Here is a 17,071-nt window from a genome sequence, read left to right on the forward strand (position 1 = left end):
ACCAGCAACGTATTTCTCGGCCTGATAATTAAACTAATGCGCAGTGAGCTCTTCTGAATTCAAGCAGGTGATGGTCGTTCGGCGCGACCTGGGAATGGGCACGGGCAAGATAGCCGCGCAGGTGGCCCACGCAGCCGTGATGGCGGCAGAAAAGAGCAGGGAGAAAAAGCCAGAGTGGTTCTACGAATGGTTCGAAGGCGGCCAGGCCAAGGTCGTGGTCAAGGTGCAGAGCTTTGAAGAGCTGATGGAGGTAAGAAAGCATGCAGAGAGCCTGAAGCTGGTGGTGGCGCAGGTGAACGACAGCGGCCTCACCCAGATACCGCCCGGCACCACTACTTGCATCGGCATCGGCCCGGCACCCTCCGAGCTTGTGGACAAGGTCACAAACAGGCTAAAGCTTCTCTAGCGCCGGCTTACCAGCAGTATGCCGGTCACAACGAGGCCGGTCGCTATTATTTGAAAAATACTTATCGACTCGCCCAGTGCGACAGCCGCTATCGCAATTCCAAAGATCGGCGTCGTCGAAAATACAGACATGGTCTTGATCGTCCCTATGCGCCTGATACCTTCCAGGAAAAAGAGCAGGGCTGCGCCAAAGCCTGAGACGGACATGGCTATTATGATGGCCCAGAGGTCTGCAGGTATCGCAGCGACTGCCTGCCACCTTCCCGTAGCGGCAACTGCTGCAAGCAAAAGCAGGCCGCCAAAGAGCGACTTTATCATCGCCATCTTGGACGCGCTGATGGCCGAAAAAGTGGTCAAGCGCCGGCTGACGTTGTTGTCTATGGCCCACAGGAACATCGAGCCAAGTATCATGATGTTGCCTGCGTTGAACTGGATGATGGTTTCTGAAAACTGCATGTTTGTAGTCGCCATAAAGAGGCCGGCCACCACCAGCGCGACAGCAAAGAGCCCGAGCCGCCCTTTCGGCCTCTCGCCGAAAAAGAGCGACGAAAGTATTATGGTAAAGAGCACCTCGCCGTTTGTCAGTATCGACGCGTCCGACGCCTGCGTCTGCTGCAGGCCGTACAGCAAGAGCACCGGCGCTGCCACGGCGCCAAAGAGCGTTATCAGTGCCATGTAGCGCAGCTCGCGCCGGCTGCCCAGCCGGAACGACGCCCGGGCAAACGGCACAAGGGCCAAGCCGGCTACTAGGTACGTGAGGGCCGAGAGCGCAAGCGGGTCTATGGTGGCAAGCGGCACCTTGGCGACTGTAAAGACAGAGCCAAAGAGCGCCGAGGCAAGGAGCACCGACAGGTAGCCCAGATGCCCCTTTCTGTGCTGCTCCAGCTCTGTCATTCCACGGTATTGCAGGCGCCCTGCCTATTTTATCCATCCCGCGGCGGCATAGCCAGACAAGAGATTATATTGGGAAAAACAGGATTTTTGCGCGTGTCAGGCAAGGCTGGCAGCGGCAGTAGCAGTAGTAGTACAGGTAAAAGGCGCTTGATGTTTTATGTGGCGATCGGCATCCTTGCCATTGTCGCGGTTTCGATCACTTTGATCCCGAGGGGCTCGCCAGGGCTACAGTCTGGAAGCCCCTTTGGAAACTTGGGAAACTCTGAAAACCCCGCCGTAGACAACTCGAAGGAGCAGTCGATAAAGGCGTTCAAGGAAAGGTTCTGCGGCGACGGCAGGGCAAACTCCAATTCATACGTGACAGAGCTCGTGCTGCCGTCAGAGTGCGAGCTGCCGCTTGGCATTACCGTTGGCGACGGCAGGGTGTGGTACGTGTCCACCAAGCACGGCACCCTTGGCAGCTACAACCTGTCTGACAAAAAGTTTGAAGAGTATCTGATACCGGCGTGGCCGGCGCGCTCTGACCCGACGGACTTTAACATGGCCTGGGCGGCCAAGGCGGACGGCAGGGGCAACGTCTGGTTCACAGACGACAGGCAGGGGCTGCTCTGGCGCTTCAACATCGCCAACGGCACCTTTGACTCTTTCAAGTCCCCTGCCAGCAATCCCATCTCGTTTGACTTTGACGCCGACGGCAACGTGTACCTGGTCGGCGTGAGGAGCAAGGCACTCTACTTTGCAGAAGTATCCAAGATGCAGCCGGGCACCTCTGACGGCTTTACAGAGATCAAGCTGCCTCTTGACGCCTTTGCAAACATTGAACAGTCGCGCGTAAGCTCTGGCTCTGTCGCAGTAGACAGGGAGCGCGACGCGGTGTGGACGACGGTCCTTGCGTTCCAGCAAAAGGGCCAGGTGTTCAGGTACGACGTCGCAACCAAAGACATCAGGGTGTTCGACCTGCCGCAGGAGCTCAACTCGCCGGTGGGCACCACGGTGGACGCAGGCGGCAACCTGTGGGTCACCGACCACGGCACAAACATCTTTTTCAAGGTGGACGCCGGCGATGGCTCGATGACGAGGTACGTGACCTCCATCGCGTCGCCAAGGATCTATGGAGGCGAATCGACCCCGCCAAACGCCTACACCCTTCCCTACTGGATAGGCCTGGACTCGCAGGGCAACATCTGGTTCAACCAGCACACCGGCAACAAGATAAGCAGGTTCGACCCGTCCACAGAGACCACCACAGAGTACTGGGTGCCCACCCAGAACGAGCTGTGGGCCAACTGCCCAGAAGGCGCCCAGATCTGCGGCCTTGCAAATGTGCTGCAGATGTCGGTGGCGCCGGACGGCGGCAGAGTCTGGTTTACAGAGTGGAGCGAGAACAAGATAGGCTATGTCGACGCAGGCAGGCAGGTGCCGTTCTCCGTGGCCGCTCCCCAGGACGAGATAACCGTGAAAAGGGGAGACAGCGCCGAGATAAAGCTCGACGTCAGCTCTTCTTCTTCGTCCAACGGCGCAGGCAGCTCGCCGTCGGCGGCAAGGATGATCGCTTCAAGCAACATCACCCCCACCGGCGGCCTCGGAGACTCGACAGGCATATTCAGCCAGCAGTCAGTCGAGCTCCCGGCAGGCGGATCCAGGCAGGTGTCGTACGTCTTTACCCCGGCAGCAAGCCTCCCGGCAGGCCAGTACATACTGATGCTTGGCGCCGAGAACGACGAGGTGTCGGTGCTAAAGGCAGTCAGGGTCAACGTGGTATAAATACGGCCGGCGCCCACCATTTTCCGAGATGTCTGGCGGCGACGGCGGCGATGATGATGATGACAACAGAGATAGCAGTGGCCTGGTCGTCATCAACCAAAACCCCGGCGAATACCCGATCTCTATAAACGAAGAGGGCATCAAGATCAACAAGGACAGGATGGAGCAGGAAAAGCTGTACTACTGCTTTTACGAAGACAAGGCATACCTTTTCTTCAAGGACGACTTTGAGTCGCTCAACTGCTATGAAATAGAGGATCCTGCCGTGGTGGCAGAGGTAAAGGCTGACCCCGCCAAAATGGAACAGGTCCTCAAAAGGCGCGCAGGCATGTAATCATCAAAAAGTCGCAGAGGCAAAAGCGCGCTCTCGCTCAGGTACTGCCAGCGTTTTCACCGCTTGCCGGCGAACTGCTGCGCCTGGACTGTTTGCACATCCACTCAAGGAGGTCTGCCAGCTCTTCCAGATCCTTTTGGGGCAACTGCAATTTCTGAAGCTCGCCAATGTCGGCCCCCAGCCTCTCCAGCTGCTCGTACAGCAGGCGTTCCCTGTCAATCTCGCTAAATTTTGACCCCATTGTATCTCCCCTATTCATTTTTCTCCACATACACACGCACAGATGCACGATCACCATCTTGCGGATCCACCCCCTCCCTCCTTCCATCCACATCCTTCTTTCCTGCCATGCAGCACGCAGGTGAACCTTTTTTCTGGAAGGAAGGAGGGCATAGGATCACGCTGACTTGGGCATATGCAACAGTTTTTCCCATAAACCGGAGTATAAACAGGCGGGGTACAATGTGTACAACCGCTGCGGAAACTGACGGTATGCTCCAAAAAATGCTAATGGAATTCCAGTCTTCTAAAATAGAAGCTGATTATAGATACGAATTTAACTGTTATGATAGTATCTAGTCATATTCTACAAAAGATAATAACACGGTCTAAATGCCGATACAAGAGGCTGAATATAATAATATATGAAAGAGTCGACGGAGGCTGCGACGTTCCGCTTTGACAGAGCTATCCTTGAGCAGCTAAAGCTGGAAGCGCGGCACAAGCAGATCAGCCTCAACACGCTGCTGAACCAGATAGTCAGGGCGCATTTGGAATGGCACTCCAACGCGGCCAGGGCAGGATTTGTCCCGGTGCGCAAGACCGTGATCACCAAACTGTTTGACTCGCTCACCCCCGAGCAGATAGACGTGTTGGCCCGCAACGGTGCGCGCGGCCTGGCCGACGAGACCCTCCTGATAATGTCCAAGAAACGCTCAGGAGCGTCGATCCTTGAAGTCACGGAGAGGTGGATACGGGTCGCAGGATTTAGCTACCACCACGAAGTGGGCCCGGACAATAACAACAACCACATGTACGTGATACAGCACAACATGGGCAGGAACTGGTCCTACTACTTGGCCAGGCTTTTTGAGGAAGCCACGTCGGAATTTGTTGCCGCAAGGCCAGACGTTGAGGCCACCGAGAACGCGCTCTATATCACAGTCGCCTTCAAGTGATGCAAGAGTAGGGAAAGCAATTCATTTGCAGGGATTTCTGGTGCGGCTGCGAGTGCAGGCATTGTGCTTGCAAGAAGCATGGATCAATCGTCTACGCCATTGCCAACAAACATTATATTCTACTGTGCTCAATAGACTGCACCATTGTCTACCAGCAGTACCAACAACAACAGCAGCACAGGCGCGCCAAGGCCAGGCAAGGCTAGCAACGAAATATTCATCGGCAAAAAACCACTCATGACCTACGTCACGGCAACATTGGTCCAGCTGGCAAACGAACCGACCGTCCTGATAAAGGCAAGGGGCAAGAGCATCACACGCGCAGTAGATGTGGCCCAGATCATTGTAAAGAGGATGGACACCATAGGCTACAAGATAGGCCCGATCAAGCTAGGCTCGGAGCAGGTGACGTCCGAAGACGGCAAGGTGCGCAACGTCTCCACCATCGAAGTCCCGATCTCACGGACCAAGTAACGGCAGCAGCTCTTTTGCCCCGTTCATGATCGACTGGACGCCATAGTAAGCCAGCGCGGCTGCAAGCCCGGCCAGCATCATGCGATAGTATTTTGACGACTGCAGCAGGCGATGGCCTCCCTTTGCCGCAAGGTAAGCAGTGGCGCCAAGCCACGCATAGTCCATCCAGACGTGCAGCGAAAACAGCAGCGCAACGCCTGCTGCAGGCGACGGCGGGCCAAACGCCGCCGAGTCGGAGATCAGCTTCAGGCCGGCCGTGAGCCACCAAGCAATGAAAAAGGGGTTGAACGCGGTGAGCACGGCCCCCACCCCGAATGGGCCCCGGCCTGCTGCTGCAGCAGGCCAGAAGCCCCCTTCTTTTGCCATGCTGCCACCGGTTTTTTTCAGCCTCCCTTCAGATGCCGCAGTCGCAATCTGGAGCGCGGCAAAGCCGAGCATGGCAGCCCCGCCGGCCAGCGCAATCATGCCCTTCAGGCTGGAGGCAAAGGCAGACGCGGTAAAGAGGCCGGCCGCAATGGCGATGATAACGGCCAGCTCTACGGCCGCGTGGCCGTGCGCCATCCTTATACCGGACAGCCTGCCACCCTTTGCCCCGTACAGTACGTTTGCCACAAACAGCGGCCCCGGCGCAAGGACGCCGGATGCAGAGACTGCCACCACTTCTGCTGCAAACTGCAACACGTCGCCTTCTGCCATAGGCAAGATATGGGCACTTTTGCCCGGCTATTAAAAACATGTACATGCACACATGCTACAGGCACACATAACGCAGAAATACTGCCGGCCCGGCAACAACAGCAGGCGCACAAAAAAAGATGGTACAGGTAGACACCATCCGCACGCTCAAGCTGCTTGGCAAGTGGGGCGCAAACCGCGCGGTGGGCAGGCGCAGGCCGGTGATAGCCGTTTTCAGCCTTACCCACTATTGCAACTTTTACTGCCCGATGTGCCCGTTTGGAGACGCCGACAAGGAGGGCCAGATGGCGGCTGCGCGCAGGCGTGACCTTACAACCGAGCAGTGGAAGACGATTTTTGACAAGGTCGCAGGCCACTGCGTCTGGTCCATAGTCGAAGGCGGCGAGCCCACCAGCAGGCCGGACTTTATGGAACTGGTAAGATACCTGCACGGGATCAGGATGCCAGTCACGCTCATCTCAAACTGCTCGCTCCTGCACACCATCGACCTTGACGAGCTGAAAAAATACATCCAGTTTGTCACGTGCAGCATCGACTCTGTGTTCCAGGAGCCTTACTGCCGCGTAAGGGGCGTAAACGAGCACATCTACAGGCGCGTCATGGAAAATCTGAATTTGCTGACAGAGCACAACGTTCCGCACTATTTCAACTCGGTGATCACGAAATACAACACGCAAGAGTTCATAGACGGCTCGTATTTTGGCAGGGCAAAGGAGCTTGGCGCAAACGCGGTATCGTTCACGTTTGTCGAAGACAGGTCGGACGTGGACTATTCTCTGCTCCCTGCCAGAGAAGAAATGGCAAAGGTCTGTAGGAGCATCCTTGCGCACATCGAGTCAAAGAGGGAGCCGCAGGTTATGATACCGCCAGAGTATTTCCGGCAGATACTGGAGCACGGCAGGGGCGTCTTTGACGAGTGCGGCGTGTGGAAGAGCGTCTTTGTCAACGGCGACGGGACGGTGATGGTGCCATGCTGGAAGTTCAACAGCCCGCAGAACACGTACAGCCTCCTTGAAAAGAGCGTGGACGAGATATGGGAGGCGCCGCAGTGGGACATTGCCCGCACGTGCCACGACTGCGAAGTGCTGGGCTGCATCTGGTACTCGTCGCAGCCGGTATCCACTTTTGCCAAAAACTACATGCGCGGCCTGGGCAAGATGATAAGCCAGAAGAACCCGGAGCTGGCAGAAGCAGTCCCCTAGCCGGCAAAAAACAACTGACAACCCTTATAACTTCATCCCGGGCCTTTTCCCTTGCTTGCCCTTAAAGGTCTACGACACGCGCTCGGGCAAAAAGATCGCGCTCCTGCCCCAAGATGAAAAGAGATCGATCAGGATGTTCCTCTGCGGCCCGACAGTCTACGACTATTCCCATGCAGGCCACGCTCGCATGGTGCTTGCGTACGACGTGATGGCAAGGCACCTGCGCGCAAGCGGAGCAAAGGTGAGCGCAGTGGTAAACATCACCGACATCGACCCGAAAATATTTGCAAGGGCGCGGCAGGAAGGCGTGAGCGCAGGCGAACTGGCAGGCAGGTTCATCAAGGAGCTGCAGCATGACATGGCCGCGCTTGGCGTAGACGGCTTTGCATGGGCCCGCGTCTCTGACCACGTCGGCACGGCGCAGGAGGCAATCAAGCGCCTGCTGCAAAAGGGAGCAGCGTACGGCGCGGCAGGGAACGTCTACCTCGATGTCACAGGCACGGGCTTTGGCGGACTTGCCGGGATGTCAGGAAAAGAGATAGAGGACAGCCGGCTCGACATATCCGAAGGCAAGAGGTCGCCATCAGACATACTGCTCTGGAACGGGGTGGAGCATTTCGACGTTTCCTTTGACGACAGCGTCCTTGGGAGCGGCATACCGTGGTGGCACATGCAGGACACGTCGGTCGCCATCGCAAATTTTGGAGGCAGGTACGACTTGCACGGCGGCGCAAGCGAGCTGGTGTACCCGCACCACGAATCGCACAGGGCCCAGCTGCGTGCTATTGCGGCAGAAGACAGACAACGGGAGGAGCCTGTCAGGGTGTGGACGCACACGGGGCTGGTTTACGCAAAGGGCGGCGAAAAGATGAGCAAGTCGCTTGGCAACGTGGTGAGGATACGCGACCTGCTTGCAAGGCACGGTGCAAACGCAGTCAGGCTATACCTGCTGTCAAAGCACTACAGGAAGAGGTTTGACTTTGACGAGAGCAAGATAGCAGAATTTGAAGAGCTGAGTGCCAAGATCGCCGGTGCGCTTGCCGGCAGCGATGGCAATGAGAAAAACAAGCATGTAGGACGGCGGCGTTCCCATTTTCTAAAAGATTTCATGCGGCAGCTTGACGACGACCTTGACACGCCGGGTGCCATCAGGGTGATGGAAAAAGCACTCGGTCAAAGGCCGCCAGGAAGAAAAGAACTGGCGGCGATGGTGAAGGTTCTTGGCCTCAGATACTGAAGAGAAAGAGAGGATGGAAGGCAACGAATGGTCCTTCTGCGAGATGTGGGCTGCAGAAAAACATGATTTCGGCGGCTCGAGGGCGCTCCTCAACGCCAAGCTGGCAGGCGACTATTTCTTTAACAGGGCGCATGTGAGCGACGCAAAGGACGTCGACAAAATCGCGCGGCTTTTCTGGGAAAAGGGGATGGATTGCTACCTCTACTACCACCACGATGATGATGACGACGACAGGCCACCGGCTCTGCAGAGATTTCCTGTTGCAGACAGGATGTTTGTGCTAAAGTCGGTCGAAGGCATCGGCAGCGCGCCGGGGCAGGCTGAAAACAACGACGGTGGTAGTGGTGGCAGCAATCCACTACTACGCGTTGTTGCAGACGGCGACGTTGACACATGGATCGAAGTATTTACAGAATCGTTTGACGCTGCAGACTGGCGGCAGGAAGTGGCAAGGATAATGACTGTGGCGATGGCAAGAGCAGGCACCACCGCGGCTGCCAGGCTTGACCTCCTGACCTGCTACGCCGGCTCAGAGCCGGCGGGGTGCGGCGCCCTGTTTTTCAAGAATGGCCTTGCAGGGTTGTACTGCCTGGGCACCATCCCGCGCTTTAGGAGGAGGGGCGTCGCCGGCGCGATATTGAGCGCGGCGCGGCAAAGGTCAGGTGCCCACCATCTCCTTTTCCTGCAGACGCTTGAATCCTACAACCTGCTTGACTATTACAAAAAGGCAGGGTTTCAGGTCGCGTACCAGAAGACGATATACAGGCTTGAACAGCCCCAGTCCAACTAACAATTATTAAGCAGGTTTTGATGCAAAGAGGTAATGCGTAGAAAGGTCAAGGTTGCCATTGCCGGAGTCGGCAACTGTGCTTCTGCCCTGGTGCAAGGAACGCGCTATTACCGCGAGAACCCCGACGCGAAAAAGGCCGACAAGGACTGGATAGGCCTGACTGCCTACAACCTGGGCGGCCTCGAGCCGTCGGACATCGAGTTCGTCGCGGCCTTTGACGTGAACGCCAAAAAGGTGGGCAAGGACCTTTCAGAGGCCATATTTGAAAAGCCAAACAACACGGTCAGGGTAATCAAGGAAATGGACACCACCGGCGTCAAGGTCATGAAAGGCGAGGTGCACGACGGCATCGGCCGCCACCTGGCGCAAAAGATCAAGATTGCAGACGGCCCCGCCGTGAACGTGGTGCAGGTCTTGAAAGACACTGGCGCCGAGATGCTCCTCAACTACCTGCCGGTCGGGAGCAGGCGCGGCACGCAGTATTACGCAGAGGCGTGCCTCGACGCAGGCTGCGCGTTTGTCAACGCCATCCCAGTATTCATAGCCTCGACGCCCAAGTGGCAGCAGGCGTTTGCCGGCAGGGGACTGGCGTGCGCCGGCGACGACGTTATGAGCCAGCTTGGAGCCACAGTCGTCCACAAGACCCTTGTGAAACTGTTTGTCGATAGAGGCGTCAAGGTGAACGAGACGTACCAGCTGAACATCGGGGGCGACATGGACTTTTACAACATGCTCGACGAGGAGCGCCTTGAGGACAAGCGCATAAGCAAGACGTCTGCCGTGGCGGCGATGGCCCCGTACGAGGTGCCCATGAGGATAGGGCCTTCAGACTATGTCGAGTTCCTGGAAAACGACAAGGTCTGCTACATCTCGATAAAAGGCCAGTATTTCGGCGGCATACCGGTAGAACTGGACTTGAAGTTAAAGGTGGTGGACGCGTACAACAGCGCAGGGGTCATGATAGACGCGGCCAGGTGCGCCAAGATAGCCATCGAAAGAGGGGTTTCAGGCCCGCTCGAGAGCATTTCCGCATACTGCTTCAAGCACCCGCCTGTCCAGATGCCCTACTCGGTGGCAAAGGCCAACTTTTTAGAGTTTGTTGAGGGCAAGCGCGAGCGCTAGCCTATAGAGACAGATGATAAAAAATAGTTCGCCAAAAGGTGACGGAATCCGGCGCTAGTACACATAATTAGCCCTGCGTCGATTCTCAAGCCAGAACCGCCCCTTGGTCCACATCAAAAAGCTCGAGGTGTACGGGTTCAAGTCGTTTGGCTTTCGCAACACGGTCATCCACTTTGAGAAGGGGCTCGTGGCGATAACGGGCCCAAACGGCTCGGGCAAGAGCAACATACTGGACGCCATCCAGTTTGCGATAGGCGAGAACAGCCCCAAGGCCATGAGGGTAGACAAGTTCCAGTCGCTCTTCCACGACGCGCAGAACCCAAGCCACAGGCTCGTGCGGGTGAGCGTCAGCTTTGACAATTCGGACAGGGGCATACCGATGGACGAGGACACGGTCACCCTCACAAGAGAGATGGAGGGGCTGACCGGCGACTCTCAATATTTATTGAACGGCCGCAAGGTGTCCAAGACGGCCATAATGGAGCTCTTGGAGGTAGTGCTGTCGGCCCCAAACAAGCTCAACATAGTCCAGCAGGGCATGATAACCCGGATATCCGAGCTCAACTCGGAGGAGAGGCGCAAGATCATCGAAGACATTGTGGGCCTCTCGTATTTCGACGAGAAAAAGACCGAGGCCATGAAGCAGCTCGACGAGGCAGACAGGAGGCTTGAAGTGGCGTTTGCCCGCATGGGCGAGATCCGCAAGCGCATAGACGAGCTGGAGGCCGAGCGCAACGACCAGCTGCGCTACGAGCAGATAGGCGCCGAGCTAAAGAGGTTCAAGGCAGTCAGGCTCTCAAACGAGATAAGGGCGGTGAGGAGTAAGCTGGCGACCAGCTCCCAGATTCTGGAGGCAAACAACCAGAGGACAGCCGAGCTTGGCAGGCGCCTGGACGGGCTGCGGCAGGACATAGAGGCCCGCGAAACGGAAAAGGCCAAGTTCATGGAGGAGGTGGACGCGGCAAACAAGGCAAGGGCGCAGGTGTCGACCAGGATAACTGCCGCCGTGCATGAATCAGAGCGGGCCAAGGCGATGCTTGGCGAGTCGCAGAGGAGGATAGCCGACATCGAGCGCCGCCTGCCGCAGATAGAGGGCGGCAAGCAGGCAGTTGCCCAGCGCGCGGAGGGCATGAAGGCAGATTCAGAGAGGCTAAGGGCGTCGCTTGCCCAGAAAAAGGAGGAGCTTGCCGGCCTGCGGGCCAGGCTTGAATCGATAAACGCAGAGGTAGAGCGGATAAACGGCGTAATCGCAAGGTACGCGGGCGCCCGCCAAAAGCTCGAAGGCAGGGCCCGGCGGCTTGGAAACCTGAAAAACGCGATAGAGCTTGCGGCGGCGCGGGCAGAGGAGAAGGCCAAGACGGTCGCATACAGGGCCGAGTCGGCAGACTCGCAGGCCCGCTCGCTCTCGCAAGAGCTCGAGGCGGCAAAGGCAAGGGCGGCAGGGCTGGTACTGTCGCTCGAATCAGACAGGGCGCGCCTGGCAGAGACTGAAACGCTTGGCGCAAACCTGCACGAGATAAAAACCGGACTGGAGAAAGAGCTTGCCGGCGCGGCCGCGCTCCTTGCCAGGGCAGACACGATGGCGACCAAGTTTGAAGAGAGGGCAAGCGTCGCAAGGCACGCCATGAACGAGGATTTTGCAATAGCCGAGCTTACAAAGGAAAAAGAGAGGTTTGGGATAAGGGGCATAGTCCACGACCTGATAAGGTGGGATCCGCAGTACGAGAGGTCGGTGCTCGCAGCCGGCGCAGAGTGGATGAAGGCGTTCGTCGTCGACGATGTCAAGTCAATGATAGCTATGGCCGCGTACGCAAAAGAGAAAAAGCTGCCGCGCCTCCGCATAATCCCCCTTGACATCGTGAACCGGTACAAGCAGGAGCAAAAGGGCGATGATGATGCGGCAAGCAAAAAAGACGTGAACGTGGTAGGGAGCCTCGCAGATTTCGTGTATTCTGATTTTGAAAAGTTGCCGCAGTTCCTGTTCTCCGACACGCTCGTGGTGAGGAACTCTAGCTCGGCGTACGGCCTTGCGCGGCAGGGCTACAGGGCCGTGTCTGTCGAGGGCGAGCTGTTCGAGCCGGCAGGGGGCTCGATGGCGCTTGACTTTGGGTCGCGCTTTTCCGACCTGACAAAGGCGATAATCCTTGGCGACTCGGTCGAAGAGCTGAGGGAGATGCTTGGCAGGCTGGCCGGCATGGTCCAGAAAAAGAACTCGCAGCTGAAAGAGGCTGCAGAGCGCCTGGCCGCTGCAGAGTCTGACAGGATGAAACTTCAACTTGCAATAGAGGACGGCCAGAGGAGGCTTGCCGCCGAGCAGGAGACTATAGCCGCAAAAGAGAGGGCGCTTGCAGGGCTTGGCGCGTCGACGCAAGGGCTTGCGGCAGAAAGAGAGTCGCTGTCAAAAGAGATAGCAGGCCACAGGCGCAGGCTGGACCTCATTGCCCCCACAATTGCAAAGATCGCAGGCAGGCTGCAGAGAATCGACGAATCTTCCGCAAGGGCAGAGCTTGCGGCCAAAAACGTCGAGCGCGGCCAGGTGGTCAAGCAGGTAGACTCGCTCAACATAGAGGCGGGCCAGCTGTCTACTTCGCTCAACGGAATAGAGAACCGCCTCGAGATGGACGGCCGCCAGCTGGCCGAGATGGACGCCGAGCGCGACAGGCTGCTCCTTGAGCTGGAGCAGAGGAAAAAACAGGTGGACGAAGTGCAAACAAGGTCGCAGGCGCTTGAAGGCGAGCTGAAGGCGCTGCGCGACCAGGAGCAGCAGATAATCGACTCGTCGGGCAACTCGTACAGCGTGCTCCAGGAATACGAGCGCAGGATAAAGGCTCTCTCCGAGGAAGAAAGGAAACTGTCAAAGGAAAACAACATACTGGAACGCGAGTCTGCGCTCCTGCGCAAGGACGTGGCCGACCTTACCGCACAGGAATCGCGCCTGACAAACGACCTGGTGTGGCTCGGCTACAAGAGCCTGCTTGACCCCATGGACGTGGATCTTGCGATAAAAGAGCTCGACTCCGAGTACGAGCAGGTCAAGCAGAGGATAAACCTGCGCGCAGACGAGTCGTACGTGCAGGTGATGGAAGGCTACAGGGGCATGTCCAGCCGCAGGAACCAGCTTGAGACGGAGCGCAACTCCATCGTCTCGTTCATCGAGCAGATAGTGAAGGAGAAGAAAGAGATGTTCATGGAAGCCTACTCCAAGGTTGACGCAGACATACGGACGACGTTCTCCCGACTCACGGGCGGGTCTGCGCGTCTGGAGCTTGAAAACCCCGAAGACGTGTTTTCAGGAGGCGTCATGCTGCTGGTCGCTTTCCCAGGCAAGGTCGCCCGCGAGTCCACCGCGCTGTCGGGCGGCGAAAAGACGATAACTGCGACTGTCTTTTTGCTTGCGCTGCAGTCCCTCAAGCCATCGCCCTTTTACCTGATGGACGAGGTTGACGCCCACCTCGACGCCCAGAACACCGAGCGCCTGTCAAAGATACTGACAGAGAGGTCGCAGAACAGCCAGATAATCATGGTCACGCTCAAGGACTCGACGGTCGCCAAGGCGACGCTCATCTACGGCGTCTACCCGCGGCAGGGGGTGTCGCATGTGGTCAAGTACCGCAACCCGGCGCAGGTGCCCCTTGCACAGATCAGCAGCAGCAACAGCAGCACCGCTGAGGGCGGCTAGAGAAAAAACGTCCCTGTGTTATGGTGGCCTTTTTTACAGCTGGTCTATGTGGAATTTTGACATGCAGCCCGTGCATTCATAGATCTCGTCGCCGACCGGCCCGGAGACCTTGAACTTGACTATAGTGGTGCACTTGGGGCATCGGCCATCCACCATGGCAGTCTTTTTCATTGGCCGTGCCGCGCTTTTCCTTCTTCGGCTCCCCATTACACCAGCATGGCGACACCACCGTTTTATAAATTTCCCCGTTTGCGGGCCTGTGCATGTGCGTATGCAGCGCACATCATCATCACCATCATCGTGCTTTGCCGCAAAAACTTGGCGGCTGTGGGAGGGTTGCATGTTTTATATTGCATGATTTCAAAAGAAAAGCGTCGCCAGATACACATATGCTCCTGCCAGAAACATGCTCGATAAAGGTTGACGGCGTCGGGTGCAACCTGCCGCCGGCGCACGTCGTATCCATCCAGTCAAGGGACGGTAGCGGCGAGTACATGGTGGCAGTCGTGTGCGACGACCACAAAGACGGCCTTGAAAAGAGGCTGCAGGAGATGCAAAAGGCAGGCAGGGTGCCCGAAGGCAGGATACACTTCCAGCCAGTCAAGCTCGTGGTCACAGACTGCGTCGCAGGCATGGAAGAGGATTACGTCGACATTGAGCTAAAGCGCGGGGCAAACTCGGACAGAAAGCTCGCCTGATCGTCATCATTATCATTACGTCTTGCTGTCCTTGCCGTCACCTCCTCCTTCTCCTTCCTCTCTGACAGCCCATGGGAACCACCTGCCAAGAAGCTTGCCCCAGTCTATCTTGAGGGTGTAGTATATGATGACGCCCATTACGGCGATGCTTGCCACCCCTATGATGATCAGTGTGTTGTTGTCAGTCGCGCCGCCAATGACATCCTCGGCAATCGGCCTGCCGAAATACACGGTGCCCCAGACTATGGCCTCGTTCATCACCACCTTGCCCCCGAAGGTCGCAAGGGCAAACTTCCACGGGCTGTACCGGGCAAGCCCAAGCGGTATGTAGACGATGTCATCGGGGATCGGCGTGGCAGACGCGATGAACGCTCCGGGCCAGCCGTACCTGCTGACCAGCCTCTGCAGCGGGAGCATCCTCTGCTTGGTCTGGTCGGAGAGCACCTTCCTGCCGTAATAGCTGACAAAGAATATGATGGTCTTGGCTATCACGGTGCCAAGCGCGCTTACGAGCGCTATGACGTGCGGGTCGAACTTGCTTGAAAGGGCGGCGGCCAGGATGACTGGAAAGTAAGGGACGGGGACAAAGACGATCAGGCTCCCGATAAAGCTGATGAGCAGAATGCTCAGGTATCCAAGTTCGTCGCTGAACGGGAACAGGTCGTCAAGGCTGATCAAGGGGGCTAGCTCGCTTCCATTTCCTAGTACGCCCTTCCAAACATGGCCACCTTCTTGGCAGGCTGGCCGCAATAGATGCACTTGTTGCTGCTGTCGCTGTCGTTGCCGTTGTTGTTGCGATCCTGGCCGCCTTGCTGGTGGTCAAACGGTATGACGCGAATGTCGGCGCCCGTCTCTTCCTTTATCCGGGTTTCGCATTCAGGCGAGCCGCACCAGCCTGCGCTGGCAAAGCCGCCCCTGCCCTCGATGACGCCCTTGAACTCGCCGTAGGTCGCCGGCCGGCTGATGAAAGAGTCGAGCATCTGCTTTGCCCGGCTGTAGAGATCGTACTGGATGCTTTCCAGCAGGCTGTTTGCCTCCTGCACCAGCGCGGCGCGTGGCGCCTGCTTCTTTTCCCGGCTGTCGCGCCTGACAAATTCCACCTGCCCCTTTTCAATATCCCGGGCGCCGATGTTTACCCGGAGCGGCACGCCCTTGAGCTCCCACTCGTTGAACTTCCATCCAGAAGTGTATTCGTCCCGGTCGTCCACGTGCACCCTCACGCCCGCCCTGCGCAGCTCTGACGCCAGCTCGTGCGCGTGCGCCTTGACTGCCTCTGCGTCCTTGTCCTTGTGTATCGGGACTATGACGACCTGCACAGGCGCGATCCTCGGGGGCAGTATCAGCCCCTTGTCGTCGCCGTGCACCATGATGAGCGCGCCTATCAGCCGCCACGAGACGCCCCACGAGGTCTGCCACGCAAAGTGCTCCTTGGTGTCCTTGCCCAGGAACTTGATCTCAAAAGGCCTGGAAAAGTTCTGGGCGAGGTGGTGCGACGTGCCCATCTGGAGCGCCTTGCCGTCTGCCATCATGCCTTCAAGCGTCGTCGTGTACTTTGCGCCGACAAACTTTTCCTTGTCGCTCTTGAAGCCCCGGATAGCCGGCACTGCGATGAAATCCTCTATCACCTCGCGGTATATGTCAAGTATCGCCATCACCTCCTTCTCCGCCTCCTCTTCAGTCGCATGAACGGTGTGCCCCTCCTGCCACAGGAACTCTGACGTGCGCACAAACGGCTTGGTCGCCTTGATCTCGGCCCGGAGCGCAGTGTTCCAGAAATTGATTTTAAGCGGCAGGTCGCGGTAGCTTGTTATCCACTTTGCAAAGATAGAGTATGCCAGTGTTTCAGAAGTCGGACGGAGGGCGAGTTTTTCACCTATCTCGTTGTTGCCCGTCTTTGTCACCCAGAACACTTCGGGGGTAAAGCCGGCAAAGTGGTCGGCCTCTTTGGCAAGCAGGCTCTCAGGTATCAGGACTGGCAGAAAGCCGTTCTGGTGGCCCGTCTCTTTGAACCTCTTGTCCAAAAGGTCGCGGATTGACTCCCAGATGGCATAGCCGTACGGGCGCAGCACGATAAACCCCTTTACGGGTGCATAGTCTGCAAGCCCTGCCTTGATGACTACCTGCGTGTACCACTCTGAAAAGTCGTCGGCCTTTTTCACCGTGATGCCGACTGATTCTTTTTGGGACGAGCTCACCAGCTGTGCAAGCAATCTAGCAGGGTTATGAAGTTTTGTCTACCCACCTACCTACCTCTGCTATCTGATGATCTGCCTGCTATTTTTCTACTAGTAGGTGAGCGGCTCGCCCTTGCAGTAGACCTTGCCAGAGATGCGGCTGTGGAAATTGCGGCAGACGTAGCACTGCACAAATGCGATCTCTTTTTGCAGGACGGGGCAGTCGACTGCCTCCTGCTTCATGCGCTTGAGCATCTTGGGGCTCACGCCCTTGATCTTTAGCTTGCCCTTGTCGTCCATCATGCCCACGCTCTGCAGCTCCTTCTTGGCTTCATCGGTCAGCTTGGGTGCCTTTTCCACCGGTTTGACAGGGACAAGATGCTTGACACCTTCAGGGAGTGGTGAGTCGCTCATTGCTCTGCCA

18 protein-coding genes are annotated in these 17,071 nt (G+C 57.3%); 11 read left to right on the forward strand and 7 right to left on the reverse strand.

Annotation, left to right across the window (positions count from 1 at the left end; all coding sequences use genetic code 11):
- Window positions 1-43 precede the first annotated feature (43 nt).
- Window positions 44-406, forward strand: a complete 363-nt coding sequence (pth2, locus tag WKI84_RS03410; RefSeq protein WP_337862117.1) for a peptidyl-tRNA hydrolase Pth2 — start codon at window positions 44-46, stop codon at window positions 404-406.
- On the opposite strand, the gene WKI84_RS03415 is transcribed toward pth2, so the two are convergent.
- Window positions 403-1,299: a DMT family transporter gene (locus WKI84_RS03415; RefSeq protein WP_337862118.1), complete on the reverse strand. Its 897-nt coding sequence runs from the start codon at window positions 1,297-1,299 to the stop codon at window positions 403-405. The two genes, pth2 and WKI84_RS03415, sit on opposite strands and share 4 nt — an antisense overlap.
- Before the next feature lie 69 nt (window positions 1,300-1,368).
- Between WKI84_RS03415 and WKI84_RS03420 the strand changes: the two genes are divergently transcribed.
- Both WKI84_RS03420 and WKI84_RS03425 read left to right on the forward strand, forming a co-directional pair.
- A complete protein-coding gene (locus WKI84_RS03420; RefSeq protein WP_337862119.1) occupies window positions 1,369-3,063 on the forward strand; it encodes a hypothetical protein in 1,695 nt (564 codons plus the stop codon).
- A gap of 28 nt (window positions 3,064-3,091) precedes the next feature.
- Window positions 3,092-3,397 carry a hypothetical protein gene (locus tag WKI84_RS03425; RefSeq protein WP_337862120.1) on the forward strand — a complete coding sequence of 102 codons (306 nt, stop codon included), beginning with the start codon at window positions 3,092-3,094 and terminating at the stop codon, window positions 3,395-3,397.
- 37 nt (window positions 3,398-3,434) lie between these two features.
- Here the strand turns inward: WKI84_RS03425 and WKI84_RS03430 are convergent, their stop codons facing one another.
- On the reverse strand, window positions 3,435-3,638 hold the full coding sequence (locus tag WKI84_RS03430; protein ID WP_337862121.1) for a hypothetical protein: 204 nt from the start codon (window positions 3,636-3,638) through the stop codon (window positions 3,435-3,437).
- Window positions 3,639-4,041: 403 nt separating this feature from the next.
- On the opposite strand from WKI84_RS03430, the gene WKI84_RS03435 reads away from it, so the two are divergent.
- Both WKI84_RS03435 and WKI84_RS03440 read left to right on the forward strand, forming a co-directional pair.
- A complete protein-coding gene (locus WKI84_RS03435; protein ID WP_337862122.1) occupies window positions 4,042-4,575 on the forward strand; it encodes a hypothetical protein in 534 nt (177 codons plus the stop codon).
- 144 nt (window positions 4,576-4,719) lie between these two features.
- Window positions 4,720-5,049: a DNA-binding protein gene (locus tag WKI84_RS03440; protein ID WP_337862123.1), complete on the forward strand. Its 330-nt coding sequence runs from the start codon at window positions 4,720-4,722 to the stop codon at window positions 5,047-5,049.
- Here the strand turns inward: WKI84_RS03440 and WKI84_RS03445 are convergent.
- The gene (locus WKI84_RS03445) at window positions 5,035-5,745 is read right to left on the reverse strand and encodes a LysE family transporter (RefSeq protein ID WP_337862157.1); all 711 of its coding nucleotides are present in this window, start codon (window positions 5,743-5,745) and stop codon (window positions 5,035-5,037) included. The two genes, WKI84_RS03440 and WKI84_RS03445, sit on opposite strands and share 15 nt — an antisense overlap.
- A 119-nt stretch (window positions 5,746-5,864) precedes the next feature.
- Between WKI84_RS03445 and WKI84_RS03450 the strand changes: the two genes are divergently transcribed.
- The 5 genes from WKI84_RS03450 to WKI84_RS03470 all read left to right on the forward strand — a co-directional run bounded on the left by WKI84_RS03450 (window position 5,865) and on the right by WKI84_RS03470 (window position 13,775).
- Entirely contained in the window at window positions 5,865-6,947 is a 1,083-nt protein-coding gene (locus WKI84_RS03450) for a radical SAM protein (RefSeq protein ID WP_337862124.1), read from the forward strand.
- A gap of 55 nt (window positions 6,948-7,002) precedes the next feature.
- A complete protein-coding gene (locus tag WKI84_RS03455; RefSeq protein ID WP_337862125.1) occupies window positions 7,003-8,184 on the forward strand; it encodes a class I tRNA ligase family protein in 1,182 nt (393 codons plus the stop codon).
- On the forward strand, window positions 8,168-8,974 hold the full coding sequence (locus WKI84_RS03460; protein WP_337862126.1) for a GNAT family N-acetyltransferase: 807 nt from the start codon (window positions 8,168-8,170) through the stop codon (window positions 8,972-8,974). The genes WKI84_RS03455 and WKI84_RS03460 overlap by 17 nt, the downstream gene beginning before the upstream one ends.
- 33 nt (window positions 8,975-9,007) lie before the next feature.
- Window positions 9,008-10,096 (forward strand): inositol-3-phosphate synthase, encoded by a 1,089-nt coding sequence (locus WKI84_RS03465; protein WP_337862127.1) that lies wholly within the window; start codon window positions 9,008-9,010, stop codon window positions 10,094-10,096.
- A 103-nt stretch (window positions 10,097-10,199) separates the two neighbouring features.
- Window positions 10,200-13,775: a chromosome segregation SMC family protein gene (locus tag WKI84_RS03470; RefSeq protein ID WP_337862128.1), complete on the forward strand. Its 3,576-nt coding sequence runs from the start codon at window positions 10,200-10,202 to the stop codon at window positions 13,773-13,775.
- Between the two features lie 33 nt (window positions 13,776-13,808).
- Here the strand turns inward: WKI84_RS03470 and WKI84_RS03475 are convergent, their stop codons facing one another.
- Window positions 13,809-13,931, reverse strand: coding sequence for a hypothetical protein (locus WKI84_RS03475; RefSeq protein ID WP_337862129.1), 123 nt, complete (start codon window positions 13,929-13,931; stop codon window positions 13,809-13,811).
- 233 nt (window positions 13,932-14,164) lie between these two features.
- On the opposite strand from WKI84_RS03475, the gene WKI84_RS03480 reads away from it, so the two are divergent.
- Window positions 14,165-14,473, forward strand: a complete 309-nt coding sequence (locus tag WKI84_RS03480) for a hypothetical protein (protein ID WP_337862130.1) — start codon at window positions 14,165-14,167, stop codon at window positions 14,471-14,473.
- 15 nt (window positions 14,474-14,488) lie between these two features.
- On the opposite strand, the gene WKI84_RS03485 is transcribed toward WKI84_RS03480, so the two are convergent.
- The 3 genes from WKI84_RS03485 to WKI84_RS03495 form a co-directional block, all read right to left on the reverse strand.
- The gene (locus WKI84_RS03485) at window positions 14,489-15,151 is read right to left on the reverse strand and encodes a VTT domain-containing protein (RefSeq protein WP_337862131.1); all 663 of its coding nucleotides are present in this window, start codon (window positions 15,149-15,151) and stop codon (window positions 14,489-14,491) included.
- A gap of 23 nt (window positions 15,152-15,174) precedes the next feature.
- A complete protein-coding gene (gene proS / locus WKI84_RS03490; RefSeq protein WP_337862132.1) occupies window positions 15,175-16,668 on the reverse strand; it encodes a proline--tRNA ligase in 1,494 nt (497 codons plus the stop codon).
- Between the two features lie 90 nt (window positions 16,669-16,758).
- Entirely contained in the window at window positions 16,759-17,061 is a 303-nt protein-coding gene (locus WKI84_RS03495; RefSeq protein WP_337862133.1) for a hypothetical protein, read from the reverse strand.
- Between the last annotated feature and the right edge of the window lie 10 nt (window positions 17,062-17,071).

Source organism: Nitrososphaera sp., assembly GCF_037447015.1.
In the GTDB taxonomy this organism is placed as follows: domain Archaea; phylum Thermoproteota; class Nitrososphaeria; order Nitrososphaerales; family Nitrososphaeraceae; genus Nitrososphaera.